The sequence below is a fragment of the Kitasatospora sp. NPDC057542 genome (assembly GCF_042801945.1).
In the GTDB taxonomy this organism is placed as follows: domain Bacteria; phylum Actinomycetota; class Actinomycetes; order Streptomycetales; family Streptomycetaceae; genus Kitasatospora.
In genome coordinates this window covers 1-13,002 of record NZ_JBHVFE010000055.1, presented here as the reverse complement: position 1 = coordinate 13,002, position 13,002 = coordinate 1, and the positions used below count along the sequence as shown (strand labels likewise).

Sequence of the window (13,002 nt, the reverse complement as noted above, 5' to 3'; positions counted from 1 at the left end):
CCGGATGCGGATGGTCGGGTTCGAATGCTCAGGCATGACCGATCAGCCGTGACCGATCAGCCGTGACCGATCAGGCGTGACCAGTGACTGCCCGCGGACTACTCGTCCGTGGGCAGTCGCAGTTGCAGCATCGCCAGCAGGCGCTGCTGCGGCTGGGCGAGGTCGATGCCGGTCAACTGCTCGGCGCGGCGCACCCGGTAGCGCAGGGTGTTGGGGTGGATGTGCAGGGCGTCCGCGGCCACCCGGACCTCGCCGAGCGCGTCCAGCCAGGCCAGCACGGACTCGGCGAGCCGGGTGCCGTGCCGGCGGTCGTACTCGGTGAGCGCGGTCAGCCGCGGGTCGCGCAGGCCGGTGCGCTCCTGGAGCAGCGCGAGCATCTCGCTGACCAGCACCTCCGCCTGGACGTCGATCAGCGCGGCGACGTCGAGGTCCACCCCGCCGCGGCCCATCGCGTCCAGGATGCGGTCCGCCTGCGCGCGGGAGTCGGGGACCTGGGCCAGGCCGTCGACGGTCGAGCCGATCGCGGCGCGCAGCGGGACGCCCAGGTGCTCGCGGGCGGCCGTCACCACCTCGGAGGCCCAGTCGCGCACGGTGGTCATCGGCAGGCCGGGCGGAAGCTCGGGCAGCAGTACGTACACCCGGGACTCGATCGGGGCGAGCAGCGCGGTGCGGTGTCGGGCGGCGGTGTGCACCGAGATCAGGCCGGTGACGTCGGAGCGGTGCAGTGCGTCGGTGGTGTGCGCGCTGTAGGCGAGCACGGTGGCCGGGCGGCGCAGGTCCAGGCCGAGGTGGGTGGCGAGCGACTGCGGGCCGGTGGAGCCCTCCAGCAGACCGGTGAGCAGGGTCTGGGTGAGCCGGACGTCGGCGGACAGCTCCCGGCGGCGGCGCACCAGCTGGGCGGCCGCGACCCGGGCGGCGCCGACCAGGGCCTGTTCGGCCAGCGGGGCCAGCGGCTGGGAGCCCTCCTGCACCCAGATGGTGCCGAGCGGCTGCGCCCCGGCCCGGATGCCGACCGCCAGGCGGCGGCGCAGGCCCAGTTCGGGGTGCGGTTCGACCGCGATCGGGGTGTCCGAGCTGCGCAGGTGCTGGAAGATACCCCACTCGCGGAGCTTGGACAGGTACGGCTCCGGGCCCTGCCAGCCGAGGATGGACAGCCGGCGCAGGTCGTCGACCTCGTCGGAGTCGGAGGAGCGGGAGTAGGCCAGTACCCGGCTGGAGGTGTCCTCGATCGAGACGATGCCGTTGGTCAGCACGGCGACGGTCTGGGCCAGGGAGAAGAGGTCGCCCGCGTTGGGCTCGGGGGAGCCGGGGGCGTCCGGGGCGTCCGGGCCGGCGATGATCGCGCGGGCCAGCGAGTCGAGGTGTTCCCAGCGGGTCTCGCGGCGTACCGAGAGCAGGGCGACGCCCGCGTCGGTGGCGGCCTCGCGCAGTGCGTCGGCCTGGCCGGGGCCGTCCAGCTTGACCGCGACGGCGGCGGCCCCGGCCCGGCCGGCCGCGCGCAGGGCGGGCAGGGCGGCGCGGCCGCGGGCGCCGATCGCGAGCACGAGTTCGCCGGGGGCGGCGGTCGGCGGATCCTCCGGGTCGAGGATGGCGACGTCGCGCACCGGGACGTCCAGGCCCAGCGGGGCGGCCTGGAGTTCGACCAGCGGTTCGCCGAGGGACATCAGGAGTTGACGGAGCGGCAGGCCGGGGGTGGTCACGCCGGTCCTCCTTCATCCGCTCGGACAACGTTTTGTGGTTGATTTTAGCCGGGCGGACAGAGTTCAGGCCCGTCGATCCTGAATAGTTGATTCTGACTATCTGGGAATGGATAGTCAGTACTGACCAATTGATGAGGAACGCTCTCATGGCGAAGCGACGCAAGGTGTCGAACCCGCTGGCCCTCGCGGTCCTGGCCGAGCTCACGATCGAGCCGATGCATCCGTACGAGATGGGGCGCCGGCTCAAGGAGCAGGGCAAGGACCGCAACATCAAGTACAACCGCAGCTCGCTCTACATGGTCGTCGAGCAGCTGCGGAAGGCCGGGTTCGTCGCCGAGCAGGAGACCGTCCGCGACACCCAGCGCCCGGAGCGCACCGTCTACGCCCTCACCGAGGAGGGCAGGACGGAGCTCGACGACTGGATGTGTGAACTGGTCGCCGAACCGCAGTACGAGTACCCGGCGTTCGGGGTCGCCCTGTGCCTGCTGGCGGCCCTGCCGGTCGAGGAGTCGGCGGACCTGCTCGGCCGGCGGCTGGAGGCCCTGGACGAGCGGATCGACGCCACCCGCGCGCAGTTGCACAAGGTGGCCGGGATGGACATCCATCCGATGTTCGTCATCGAGGACGACTACGCCCTCGCGCTGCTGGAGGCCGAACGACGCTACACCGAGAACCTCATCGGACAGCTCAGGGATCCGGAATTCGGCCGGACCCTGGAGGAATACCTGGGGAGGATGGAATGAGCGAGACCCGCACCGCGAACAAGGCCCTGGTCATCGGCGGCGGCATCGCCGGACCGGTGGCCGCGCTGGCGCTGCACGAGGCCGGCATCGAGGCCGTCGTGTACGAGGCCTACGCGAGCTCCGCCGAGGGCGTGGGCGGAACTTTTATGACTGCGTCCAACGGGTTGGCGGCGCTCGCGGCCGTCGGCCTGGAGGCGGAGGTCGCCGCGATCGGCCAGCCCGTCGGCCGGATGGTCATCGAGGACGCCAAGGGCGGCGTCCTCGCCGAGATCCCCGAGGTGACCGGCCGGGTGATGCGGCGTGCCGAGCTGTACGCCGTGCTCCAGCGGCGGCTGCGGCAGGAGGGCGTCCCGGTCCGGTACGCCAAGCGGCTGGTCGGCGTCGAGGAGCGCGCGACCGGCATCACCGCCCGGTTCGCCGACGGCACCACCGCGGACGGGGACCTGCTGATCGGCGCCGACGGAACCCGCTCCGTCGTCCGCGGACTGATCGATGCGGCCGCACCCGGCCCGCAGTACACCGGCCTGATCGGGGTCGGCGGGTACAGCGCGCACCGGCTGGACGGCCCGCGCGCGGCCGGGGAGTCCATCCACTTCGCCCAGGGGCCCCGGGCGTTCTTCGGGTACTGGGCGCTGCGGGACGGTGCCGGGACCGCCTGGTTCAGCAACATCCCGCGCCCCGAGCAGCTGACCCCGGAACAGGCCCGGGCGGTGTCGCGGGAGGACTGGCTGGCGCTGGCCCGCGAGCGGCACGCCGAGGACCTGCCCGCCCGGGAGGTCCTGGCCGCGGCGGACGAGGCGAGCGTCGAGGTCTTCCCCCGGCTGGAGATCATGCCGTCCGTGCCGCACTGGTACCGCGACCGGATGGTGCTGGTCGGCGACTCGGTGCACGCCCCGTCCAACAGCTCCGGCCAGGGGGTCTCGCTGGCCGTCGAGAGTGCCGTCGAACTGGCCCGCTGCCTGGCCGGGCAGCTTGACCTGGGGCGGGCCCTGGCGGCGTACGAGGCGGCCCGGCGGCCGGTGGTGGAGGCGGTCGCGGCCAAGGCGGCGGCGGTGAACGGTCAGAAGGCGAGCGCCGGAGTGTGAGCCGGTGCCCCGGGCCGGGGGCGTGAGCCGGTGGTGCGGGGTGGTGTGAACGGTGTGGCGATCGGGGGCGGTTCGTGACCGCGGCGTGACCCGATTCGTCGGGCCGGACAACGCCGTACGGGGGAATTTAGCCGCCCGGCCAATCATGCGGGCCGGGCGGCTGGAATAGCGTTATTTCCGGTCGGCGTGCGATCACGCCGGATCTCACTGCAACCTCTCACAAGGAGAGCGTGCGCCCTGTGACTCCTCCCCTGGCGTGCCAGGGGCTTCTCACTCGGCCGAGCCGGCCTCATGACGGACAAGCCCTGCCCGATGCCTCAGGCATGTCGCAGAGCGCAGCAGTGCGGAAACCCTCCGCGCTGATGAATCTAGGAATCGCAGGAGCATCGATGGACGCTGTGACCCAGGTCCCCGCGCCGGTGAACGAGCCGGTCCACAGCTACGCCCCCGGGAGCCCGGAACGGGCTCGTCTGGAGGCCAAGCTGAAGGAGCTGGGCGGCCAGGAGCCGGTCCAGCTGACCATGACGATCAACGGTGAGCGCCGGATGGGCGGCGGCACCGAGATCCACGTCGTCCAGCCGCACAACCACGCGGCTCGGCTCGGCACCCTGCGCAACGCCACCCAGGCCGACGCGCAGGACGCCATCGACGCCGCCCTGGCCGCTGCCCCGGCCTGGCAGGCGCTCTCCTTCGACTCCCGCGCCGCGATCTTCCTCAAGGCCGCCGACCTGCTGGCCGGCCCCTGGCGCGAGACCCTGGCCGCCGCCACCATGCTCGGCCAGTCCAAGACCGCCCAGCAGGCCGAGATCGACACCCCCTGCGAGCTGGTCGACTTCCTGCGCTTCAACGTGCACTTCGCCCGCCAGATCATGGCCGAGCAGCCGATCTCCTCGGACGGCGTGTGGAACCGCAGCGACCACCGTCCGCTTGAGGGCTTCGTCTACGCGATCACCCCGTTCAACTTCACCGCGATCGCCGGCAACCTGCCGACCGCGCCCGCGCTGATGGGCAACGTGGTGCTGTGGAAGCCGTCCCCGACCCAGCAGTTCTCCGCGCACCTGCTGATGCAGCTGCTGGAGGAGGCCGGCCTGCCCAAGGGCGTCATCAACATGGTGACCGGCGACGGCCTGGCCGTCTCCGAGGTCGCGCTCAAGCACCCGGCGCTGGCCGGCATCCACTTCACCGGCTCCACCGCCACCTTCCAGCACCTGTGGCGCGAGGTCGGCAACAACATCGCCGGCTACCGCACCTACCCGCGGATCGTCGGCGAGACCGGCGGCAAGGACTTCCTGGTCGCCCACCCGTCCGCTGACCCGAAGGTCCTGAAGACCGCGATGACCCGCGGCGCCTTCGAGTTCCAGGGCCAGAAGTGCTCGGCGCTGTCGCGGGCCTACGTCCCGGCGTCGATCTGGGCCGGCCTCAAGGACGAGTTCGCCGCCGAGGTCGAGGGCCTCACCATGGGCGACGTCACCGACCTGTCCAACTTCATGTCGGCCGTCATCGACGAGCGCTCCTTCGCCAAGAACAAGGCCGCCATCGACCGCGCCCAGGCCGACCCGTCCGTGGAGGTCCTCGCCGGCGGCACCTACGACGACTCGGTGGGCTACTTCGTCCGCCCGACCGTCCTGGTCTGCCAGAACCCGTCGAGCGAGTACTTCAAGGACGAGTACTTCGGCCCGATCCTGGCCGTGTACGTCTACGAGGACGAGAAGTACGAGGAGATGCTGGCCCAGATGGAGTCGGTGTCCGCGTACGGCCTGACCGGCTCGATCATCTCCCAGGACCGCGCCGCGGCCCAGGACGCGATGCACAAGCTGCGCTTCGCCGCCGGCAACTTCTACATCAACGACAAGCCGACCGGCGCCGTCGTCGGCCAGCAGCCCTTCGGCGGCGGCCGGGCCTCGGGCACCAACGACAAGGCGGGCGCCAAGCAGAACCTGGCGCGCTGGACCTCGACCCGCTCGGTCAAGGAGACCTTCGTCCCGCCGACGGACTACCGCTACCCGCACATGGGCTGACCAGCCCTGCCCTTCTGATCGCACGGCTCGTCCAGTAGCCATCGGTCACCCGCGACGCCCGGTCCCGCAGCCGGGCGTCGCCCGCCGGGGCGGCGGATCCACCCGCCCGTCGCCCGCCGCCACCCCGCGTTGCGCGGCACCCCTGATTCCGCCGCCCCGGCCCTTCTGCCACCCTTGGAAACACCAGCTCCAGGAGTCACGATGCTCCGTTCCGCCCTTCTCGCGGCCTCCCGGTCCCCGCAGGTCCGCACCGTGGTCGAGAAGTTCCCCCCGACCCACGCGATAGTCGAGCGCTTCGTCGCCGGCGACGCCCTCGACGCGGCCATCACCGCCACCGACGACCTGATCGCCACCGGCCGCAAGGTCACCCTGGACCACCTCGGCGAGGACACCCAGGAGGCCTCCCAGGCCGCCGCCACCGCCGAGGCCTACGAGCACCTGCTCAAGGCCCTCAAGGAGACCGGCCTCGCCGCCGGCGCCGAGGTGTCGGTCAAGCTGTCGGCCGTCGGCCAGTTCCTCCCGGTGGACGGCGAGAAGATCGCGCTGGAGAACGCCCGCCGGATCTGCGAGGCCGCCGCCGACGCGGGCACCACGGTGACCCTCGACATGGAGGACCACACCACCACCGACTCCACCCTCGGCATCGCGCGTGAGCTGCGGGCGGACTTCCCCTGGCTGGGCGTCGTGCTCCAGGCCTACCTGCGCCGCACCGAGGCCGACTGCCGCGACTTCGCCGGCGCCGGCTCGCGCGTGCGCCTGTGCAAGGGCGCCTACAAGGAGCCCGAGTCGGTCGCCTTCCAGGGCAAGCACGAGGTCGACCTCGCGTACGTCCGCGCCCTGAAGGTCCTGATGGCGGGCGAGGGCTACCCGATGATCGCCTCGCACGATCCCAACATGATCAAGATCGCCGGCCAGCTGGCCCAGTGGAACGGCCGCAAGCGGGACTCCTTCGAGTACCAGATGCTGTTCGGCATCCGCCCCGAGGAGCAGCTGCGCCTCGCCGGCGAGGGCAACACCATGCGCGTCTACCTCCCGTACGGGCAGGAGTGGTACGGCTACTTCATGCGCCGCCTCGCCGAGCGCCCGGCCAACCTGACCTTCTTCCTGCGCGCCATGGCCACCCGCGGCTGACCCAGGCGCCCACGGACCACGGCCCGCACCCCTGACGGGGGTGCGGGCCGTCGTGTACTCCCGGCTCTAGAGGAAGTCCTTGGTGTCCAGCTCGAACTCGAACGGGGCCGGAACCACGAGCGGTTCACCGAAGGCGGCGAGATGCACCTCGGTGTACTCCTCGCGGTGGGGCTTGCCGAACAGGCTCACTTGCGACTTCTCGCGGTCGATCAGCAGGTAGAGCGGGATGCCGGCGCGGGCATAGCAGTGTCGCTTGGTGATGCGGTCCTGGTCGGGCTTGCTCGATGTGACCTCGGCGACCATGGCCACACCGTCGGGTTCCATCCACGGCGGGGCGCCGCGGAAGAGGCGGAGTTCCCGTGGCGCGAACGTCGCATCCGGGATGACGTGGTTCTTCGGGCAAAGGCCGCCGCTGACAAGCCGGAGACCTTTGCCGCCGGACACTTGCATGTGGACCTTGGACTTGGCCTTCACCTGATCGATGAGAAGGTCGATGTAGTCCTCGTGATCGCCGTCCGGCGGTGGTGCCACGATGATCTCTCCCTCGATGAGCTCGGCTCGGAAGCCTTCGGGGGAGTGCAGGCTCAGGAAGCTCTCCAGCAGGATGTCGGCCTGCGATGGGGAGCCCGTGATCGGTTGCTCATGCGCCACAGCACTCATGATGCCCCTCCTTCAGAGGACCGTCACGCTAGTCGCGGCTCGGCCGGGCCGTGCCGTATACGACGGAGTCTCACTCGATGGTGTGAGTTTGAGGTCGGGCCTAGGATCTTCCTGCTGGTGAACTGGCTTTTCGAGCGGAGGAGTTGGGGATGCTGAAGGCCTTCGAGGGGCTGTCGACGCCGTTGGTGGCGGATGCCTGTGTACGGCTCGGGGTGGGGTTGCGGGTCGCGCCGGTGGGGGTGGCGGCGGTGGTGGCCGGGGCCCGGGTGGCGGGGCGGGCGCTGCCGGTACGGCACTACGGGAGCGTGGACGTGTTCCTGGAGGCGTACGGGGCGGCCCGGGACGGGGACGTGCTGGTGATCGACAACGGCGGGCGGATTGACGAGGCCTGCATCGGGGACCTCGCGGTGCTGGAGGCGCGGGCCGCCGGGGTGGCCGGGATCGTGGTGTGGGGACTGCACCGGGACACCCCCGAGCTGCTGGAGATCGGGCTGCCGGTGTTCAGCTACGGGGCGCTGCCGCTCGGCCCGGTGCGGCTGGACGACCGGGAGCCGGAGGCGCTGCTGACGGCGAAGTTCGGGCCGCACCCGGTGAGCGCCGAGGACGTGGTGTTCGCCGACCCGGACGGGGTGCTGTTCGTGCCCGCCGACCGGGTCGCGGAGGTGCTGGAGACGGCCGGCGCGATCGCCCGGACCGAGCGCGCGCAGGCCGGGCGGATCGCCTCCGGGGACACGCTGCGCCGGCAGACCGCCTTCGACGCGTACCTGGAGCGGCGCGCCGCCGACCCGGCGTACAGCTTCCGGCAGCACCTGCGGCGGGTCGGCGGGGCGATCGAGGAGTAGGCCGGTCAGAGCGGCCGGTACATGACGTGCAGGCCGACGTAGCCGTCCACCGGATGGAGGAAGGCCTCGGGGACGGTGCCGACGATCTCGAAGCCGAGCGACTCGTAGAGCTTCACGGCGTGGTGGTTGTTGGCGACCACCGCGTTGTACTGCATGGCGCGGAAGCCGGACCGGCGAGCCCAGTCGAGGGTGTACTCGACCAGGGCCCGCCCGATCCCCTTGCCGTGGTGGGCCGGGTCGACCAGGTAGCTCGCGCTGGCCACGTGGGAGCCGTTGCCGGGGCGGTTGCGGTTCATGTTGGCGGTGCCGAGGATCCGCCCGTCCTCGTCCACGGCGACCACCGTGCGGTTCGGGGCGGCGAGCATCCACCACTCCCGGCCCAGCTCGGAGGGCATGTCCAGGGGGTAGGGGAAGGTCTCGCCGGCGGCGACGACGGTGTGGAAGAACGGCCAGATGGCGGGCCAGTCGTCGGGGGTGGCCTCGCGGATGTCGAAGGGCATCGGACCAGAATGGTCCCCGGCGAGTCGGCGGGCCACCGGTTTTGTGCGGTTCCGTCGGTCGGGGCCGGTCGTCGGGGGAGCGGGTCAGCCGCCGAGGACGGCGTCCTCGACCAGGGCGGCGGTGTGGGCCTGGCCGGTGGCGTTGGGGTGCACCACGGCGTACTCGAGGGGGAGGATGCTGGTCAGCACGCCGTCCAGCCAGTGGTCGGCGTCGCAGACGCTGTGGCCGGCGCCGGCGCGGTAGAGGTCCACGAAGGTGTCGCCGTGGGCGGCGCTGCCCCGGGCGATGAGCGCGTTGAGCGGCTCCACGAGCGCGGTGCGGGCCCAGGCGAGGTCGCCGGTGGTGAAGGTGCCGAACTGCAAGGGGTTGCCGTACTGGCAGAGGGCGGCGTCCTCGGGGACGAGGTGCGGGTAGCCGACGGTGAGGACCCGGGCGGACGGGGCCTTGGCGTGCAGTGCGGTCAGCATCCGGTCGTAGTCGTTGCGCAGCCGGGCGAGGCGGTCGGGCAGGCCCGCGTCGAACTTGTCCTTGCAGGGCGTGCCCTGGCCGAGATGGACGGCGCCGAGTTCGATGCAGCCCTTGAGGATCTCGGCGAAGCCGAGGTCGTTGCCGCCGATCCCGACGGTGACCAGGTCGGTGGCCGGGTCGACGGCGTCGATCTGCGGCGGGACGGGCGGGTAGGGGGCGTTCGGGTCGGTTCCGAGCGGCGGGAGCGGGCGGCCGAGCGGGGACTGCGCGTGCGCGTCGACGGCGTCGGTGGTGGCGCCGCTGCAGCTGACGTTGCGCAGCGTGACCAGGGAGCCGAGGTCGCGGCGGATGATCTCGGGGTAGGACTCGACGGTGCGGGCGCAGCCGTCGCGCGGCTCGGTCTCGTCGCCGGTGGCCTCGATGACCCCGGCCGTGTAGGAGTCGCCGAGGGCCGTCCACCGCAGTGCGCCGGCGCGGCCGCCCGGTCGGGCGGCCGCCTGGGCGGTGGTCGGGGTGATCAGCCCGGCGGCGAGCGCGGTGGCAGTACCGGCGACGGCGAGGCGGGACAGGAAGCGTGGCACGGCTCTCCTCCTCGGGGTACGGGGGAGAGCGCGATTCACCCCCCTTGAGAGTCAATCGAGTCGCCACGTGGGTGACTTGATGCCTCAGGGGGGTGAATCCGCGGGCGCGGCCGTGACGCCGCGGGGCAGGGTGTTCCTAGAGCGCCGCGGCGGCGGGCTCGATCATCGCCCGGGCGGTCTTGCCGTCGACGTACTCGCCGAGTGCCGTCATCTCCCACTCGCCGCCCGGACGGCGGACCAGCTTGCACATCATCACACCCGTGTGCGGCTCGGAGTTGGTGAGGTCGAAGCGGACCAGCTCCTCCTCCGTCCGGGCGTCGAGCAGGCGACAGTAGGCGTCGCGCACGTCGGTGAACTTCTGGCCGGAGAAGGAGTTGACGACGAAGACCAGCCCGTGGACCTCGGCCGGCAGGCCCTCCAGGTGGACGGTGATCACCTCGTCGTCGCCGCCCTCGCCGCCGACGAGGTTGTCGCCGGAGTGGGAGATCGCGCCGTTGAAGATGTTCAGCTTCATGAACCAGGCCGTCTCCAGCCGCTTGTGCCGGGCGTCGAAGGCGAGGCAGGAGGCGTCCAGGTCGATGTCGCGGCCGCGGGCGGTGGACTTCCAGCCGAGGGCCATCCGGACGGAGGAGAGGAAGGGACGGCCGTTCTTGACCAGGGAGACCGAGCTGCCCTTGACCAGGTTGATCCGGCCCTTGTCCAGGGTGATCTTCCCGGGGGCGGTCGGGGCCGGGGGCGCGGCGGGCGCCGGGGCTGCCGTGGGCGGGGCCGGGACGGTGGTCTGGCCGGTGGCGAGGGCGATCCGCGGGTCCACCGGGGCGGAGACCGGCGCGGGCGGGGCGGGGAGCTGGACGGTCCGGTCCACCGGGGTGGGCGGCGCGGCCGGGGCCTCGGGGGCCGGCGGCGTGACCGGCGCGGCGGCGGCCGGGGCCGGGGAGTCCTCGACGGTGACGCCGAAGTCGGTGGCGATGCCCGCGAGGCCGTCGGCGTAGCCCTGGCCGACCGCGCGCACCTTCCAGGCGCCGCCCCGCAGGTAGACCTCGACCACGATGAGCGCGGTCTCCAGACCCAGCCGGGGCGGGGTGAAGGTGACCAGCACCTCGCCGGTGTCGGCGTCGCGGACGGTGGCGGTGGGCTCCATCCCGGAGAAGGTGGAGACCTGGTCGGCGGGGCTCGCGGTGACCACGATCTTGCTGATGCCCGCCGGGACGGCCCGGGTGTCGACGGTGATCGCGTCGGGGGCGCCGGCGGTGGCCGGGCGGTGGCTGACGCCCGGGCCGTTCGGGGCGTTGAAGAAGACGAAGTCGTCGTCCGAGCGGACCTTTCCGGCATCGGTCAGCAGCAGGCCGGAGACGTCCAGCGCCTTGGGCGCGGTGACCTCGACGGTCACTCGCGCGGCGGTCAGCGGTGCGTTGCCGCCTTGGGTCAGGACGGTGGACACGGACTCCTCCTCGGGTGCGGAACGGCGGCCCGGCCGGGGCCGTCGGGGCGCCGGGCCGGGTGCTGCCCACAGTAACGAACGAGGGTACGGGGACGCGCCCCTGCGGCGTGGCCGACTGTCGGATCGTCGGATGACCGCCGCGCCCGGCCGGCGGCAGGTCAGCGCGCCGTGGCGGCCCGGGTGGCGGCAGGCGCGGGGGCCGCTGCGGGAACTGACGGGGCGGGGACCGGCGAGGCGACCGGGACGCCGGGCGTCTGCGGCTCGGCGGGCAACGGCGGCACCGGGCCGAAGCCGCCGAGCGCGGCGACCGCGCGGGGGCGGTCGAGGGCGAACGCGGAGACGCTCCAGCTCTCCGCCGCGGCCGGCTTGCGCACCACGGCGGACGGGTCGGCGGCCGGACGGGCGCCGCGGACGCCGAAGGTGTAGTGGCCGGGCCGGACGTCGACGCCGGGCGGGGTGGTGAATCGGTAGACGAGAGTGCCGCGCTCCTGCTGGGCGGTCACCACGGCGCCCGGCAGGTCGGTCCAGGCGGAGCCGGCGCCGGGGGCCGACTCGCCCGGGGCGAGCCGGAATTCGGCCTGGAAGGCGGTGACCGGCTCGGCGACCGTGAGGGTGAGCTGGTGCCGCAGGCCGTCGCGGCCGAGCGGGGAGACCAGGGCGGCGCCGGACAGCGCGTGGTCGGCGTCCGGGTCGGTGCCCTTGGCAGGGGCGGCCGGTGTGTCGGTCTCCGGGACGTTCGCGACGGGCGGCGGCGCCGGGTGGGCGGGCATGTCCGGCCGCAGCCCGGGGGCGTTCGGGGTCTGTCCGGAGGCGGGTGGGGCGTAGCCGGGCTGCCCGGTGCCCGGGGCCGGGACGGAAGGGGAGGGCGAGGGGCCGGCCGGGGCGGGGACGCCGGCCTCGGTGCCGGCGAGCTGGGTGCCGGGGGCCGGTGCGTCCTGCCCGGCCGAGGTCTGGCCGCCGGTCTGGGTGCCCGGGCCCGCCGGGCGGGGTGCGGGCGGGGTGGCGGCGACCGGCGCGGCACCCGAGGGATGCGCCGAGACGTGCGAGGAGGGGCGGCCCGCGGCGGGGCGGCCGGGGGAGGCGCCGGACGACGGGCCGTCGGTCGGAGTCTGCGCCGAGACCGCTTCGGCCTGGTCGGTGGTGCCCGGCGTGGGCGGCGGGGTGGTGCCGACCCGGGCGACGCCGGCCCGGCGACCGATCCCCTGCTGCTCGTTGAGCAGCAGGGTGGTGGCGATGCTGATGCCGACCACGGTGGACATGGCCATCGCGGCGCCGGAGAAGCGCAGGGTGGGTAGCCGGAACAGGCCGCCGAGGCGGCGCGGCCGACCGTGCCGGCCCTGCCGTGCGGGCTCGTGCTGCACGTCCCGCGCGGTGTCCTCGCGCACAGCCACCGGACCCCTCCCTCCCCGAAGCCGCCGTCGCGTCGCCGTATTCTCCCACGCGCCGCCGCCGGGCCCGGCTCCGGCCGGCGAGGGCCGGTTCCGCGTGGGCCCGCGCGGGGAGGGGGAGAGCGTACCAGCGGGCGACCGCATCGTGATCCATCGTCATCCGTTTCGTGGACAACCGTTCGATATACGGAAGTTGACGTTCAGTCCGACAAGCGCGGTAAGGGCCGGTTGCCCCGGACGGGGGTTATTGCAACCCCCTTGCAACCCTTGCCCGCCGCGCCGGGCGTGACGCAGGCTGAGGGCATCCCACGCCGTCCCGGAGAGACCGTCATGCCGCTCGACCCGCTGTCCGCAGCCTCCAGTGCACCCCTCGCCGCCACCCCCACGGGCGGCGATGGGGACGGCTCCACCGCCGCTCCGGCGGCGGTGGAGGAGGAGGTGCTG

General features: G+C 72.9%; 11 protein-coding genes. 5 read left to right on the top strand and 6 right to left on the bottom strand.

Going from position 1 to position 13,002, the window contains the following annotated elements:
* Positions 1–98: 98 nt before the first annotated feature.
* The gene (locus ACFU7Y_RS10170) at positions 99–1,700 is read right to left on the bottom strand and encodes a PucR family transcriptional regulator (protein WP_380767297.1); all 1,602 of its coding nucleotides are present in this window, start codon (positions 1,698–1,700) and stop codon (positions 99–101) included.
* Between the two features lie 146 nt (positions 1,701–1,846).
* On the opposite strand from ACFU7Y_RS10170, the gene ACFU7Y_RS10165 reads away from it, so the two are divergent.
* The 4 genes from ACFU7Y_RS10165 to ACFU7Y_RS10150 all read left to right on the top strand — a co-directional run bounded on the left by ACFU7Y_RS10165 (position 1,847) and on the right by ACFU7Y_RS10150 (position 6,677).
* Entirely contained in the window at positions 1,847–2,443 is a 597-nt protein-coding gene (locus ACFU7Y_RS10165; RefSeq protein WP_224282897.1) for a PadR family transcriptional regulator, read from the top strand.
* A complete protein-coding gene (locus tag ACFU7Y_RS10160; RefSeq protein WP_224282898.1) occupies positions 2,440–3,528 on the top strand; it encodes an FAD-dependent monooxygenase in 1,089 nt (362 codons plus the stop codon). The genes ACFU7Y_RS10165 and ACFU7Y_RS10160 overlap by 4 nt, the downstream gene beginning before the upstream one ends.
* A gap of 389 nt (positions 3,529–3,917) precedes the next feature.
* Positions 3,918–5,546 carry an L-glutamate gamma-semialdehyde dehydrogenase gene (gene pruA, locus ACFU7Y_RS10155; RefSeq protein ID WP_224282899.1) on the top strand — a complete coding sequence of 543 codons (1,629 nt, stop codon included), beginning with the start codon at positions 3,918–3,920 and terminating at the stop codon, positions 5,544–5,546.
* A gap of 201 nt (positions 5,547–5,747) precedes the next feature.
* Positions 5,748–6,677 (top strand): proline dehydrogenase family protein, encoded by a 930-nt coding sequence (locus ACFU7Y_RS10150; protein WP_380767295.1) that lies wholly within the window; start codon positions 5,748–5,750, stop codon positions 6,675–6,677.
* A gap of 66 nt (positions 6,678–6,743) precedes the next feature.
* Here the strand turns inward: ACFU7Y_RS10150 and ACFU7Y_RS10145 are convergent, their stop codons facing one another.
* Positions 6,744–7,337: a Uma2 family endonuclease gene (locus ACFU7Y_RS10145; protein ID WP_224282901.1), complete on the bottom strand. Its 594-nt coding sequence runs from the start codon at positions 7,335–7,337 to the stop codon at positions 6,744–6,746.
* 149 nt (positions 7,338–7,486) lie between these two features.
* Between ACFU7Y_RS10145 and ACFU7Y_RS10140 the strand changes: the two genes are divergently transcribed.
* Positions 7,487–8,179 (top strand): RraA family protein, encoded by a 693-nt coding sequence (locus ACFU7Y_RS10140; RefSeq protein ID WP_224282902.1) that lies wholly within the window; start codon positions 7,487–7,489, stop codon positions 8,177–8,179.
* Between the two features lie 5 nt (positions 8,180–8,184).
* On the opposite strand, the gene ACFU7Y_RS10135 is transcribed toward ACFU7Y_RS10140, so the two are convergent.
* From ACFU7Y_RS10135 to ACFU7Y_RS10120, 4 genes are all read right to left on the bottom strand, one after another.
* A complete protein-coding gene (locus tag ACFU7Y_RS10135; RefSeq protein WP_224282903.1) occupies positions 8,185–8,679 on the bottom strand; it encodes a GNAT family N-acetyltransferase in 495 nt (164 codons plus the stop codon).
* Between the two features lie 84 nt (positions 8,680–8,763).
* The gene (locus ACFU7Y_RS10130; protein WP_224282904.1) at positions 8,764–9,729 is read right to left on the bottom strand and encodes an SGNH/GDSL hydrolase family protein; all 966 of its coding nucleotides are present in this window, start codon (positions 9,727–9,729) and stop codon (positions 8,764–8,766) included.
* A gap of 136 nt (positions 9,730–9,865) precedes the next feature.
* Positions 9,866–11,158, bottom strand: coding sequence for a TerD family protein (locus ACFU7Y_RS10125; RefSeq protein ID WP_380767314.1), 1,293 nt, complete (start codon positions 11,156–11,158; stop codon positions 9,866–9,868).
* Positions 11,159–11,328: 170 nt separating this feature from the next.
* Entirely contained in the window at positions 11,329–12,561 is a 1,233-nt protein-coding gene (locus ACFU7Y_RS10120; RefSeq protein WP_380767292.1) for a hypothetical protein, read from the bottom strand.
* Between the last annotated feature and the right edge of the window lie 441 nt (positions 12,562–13,002).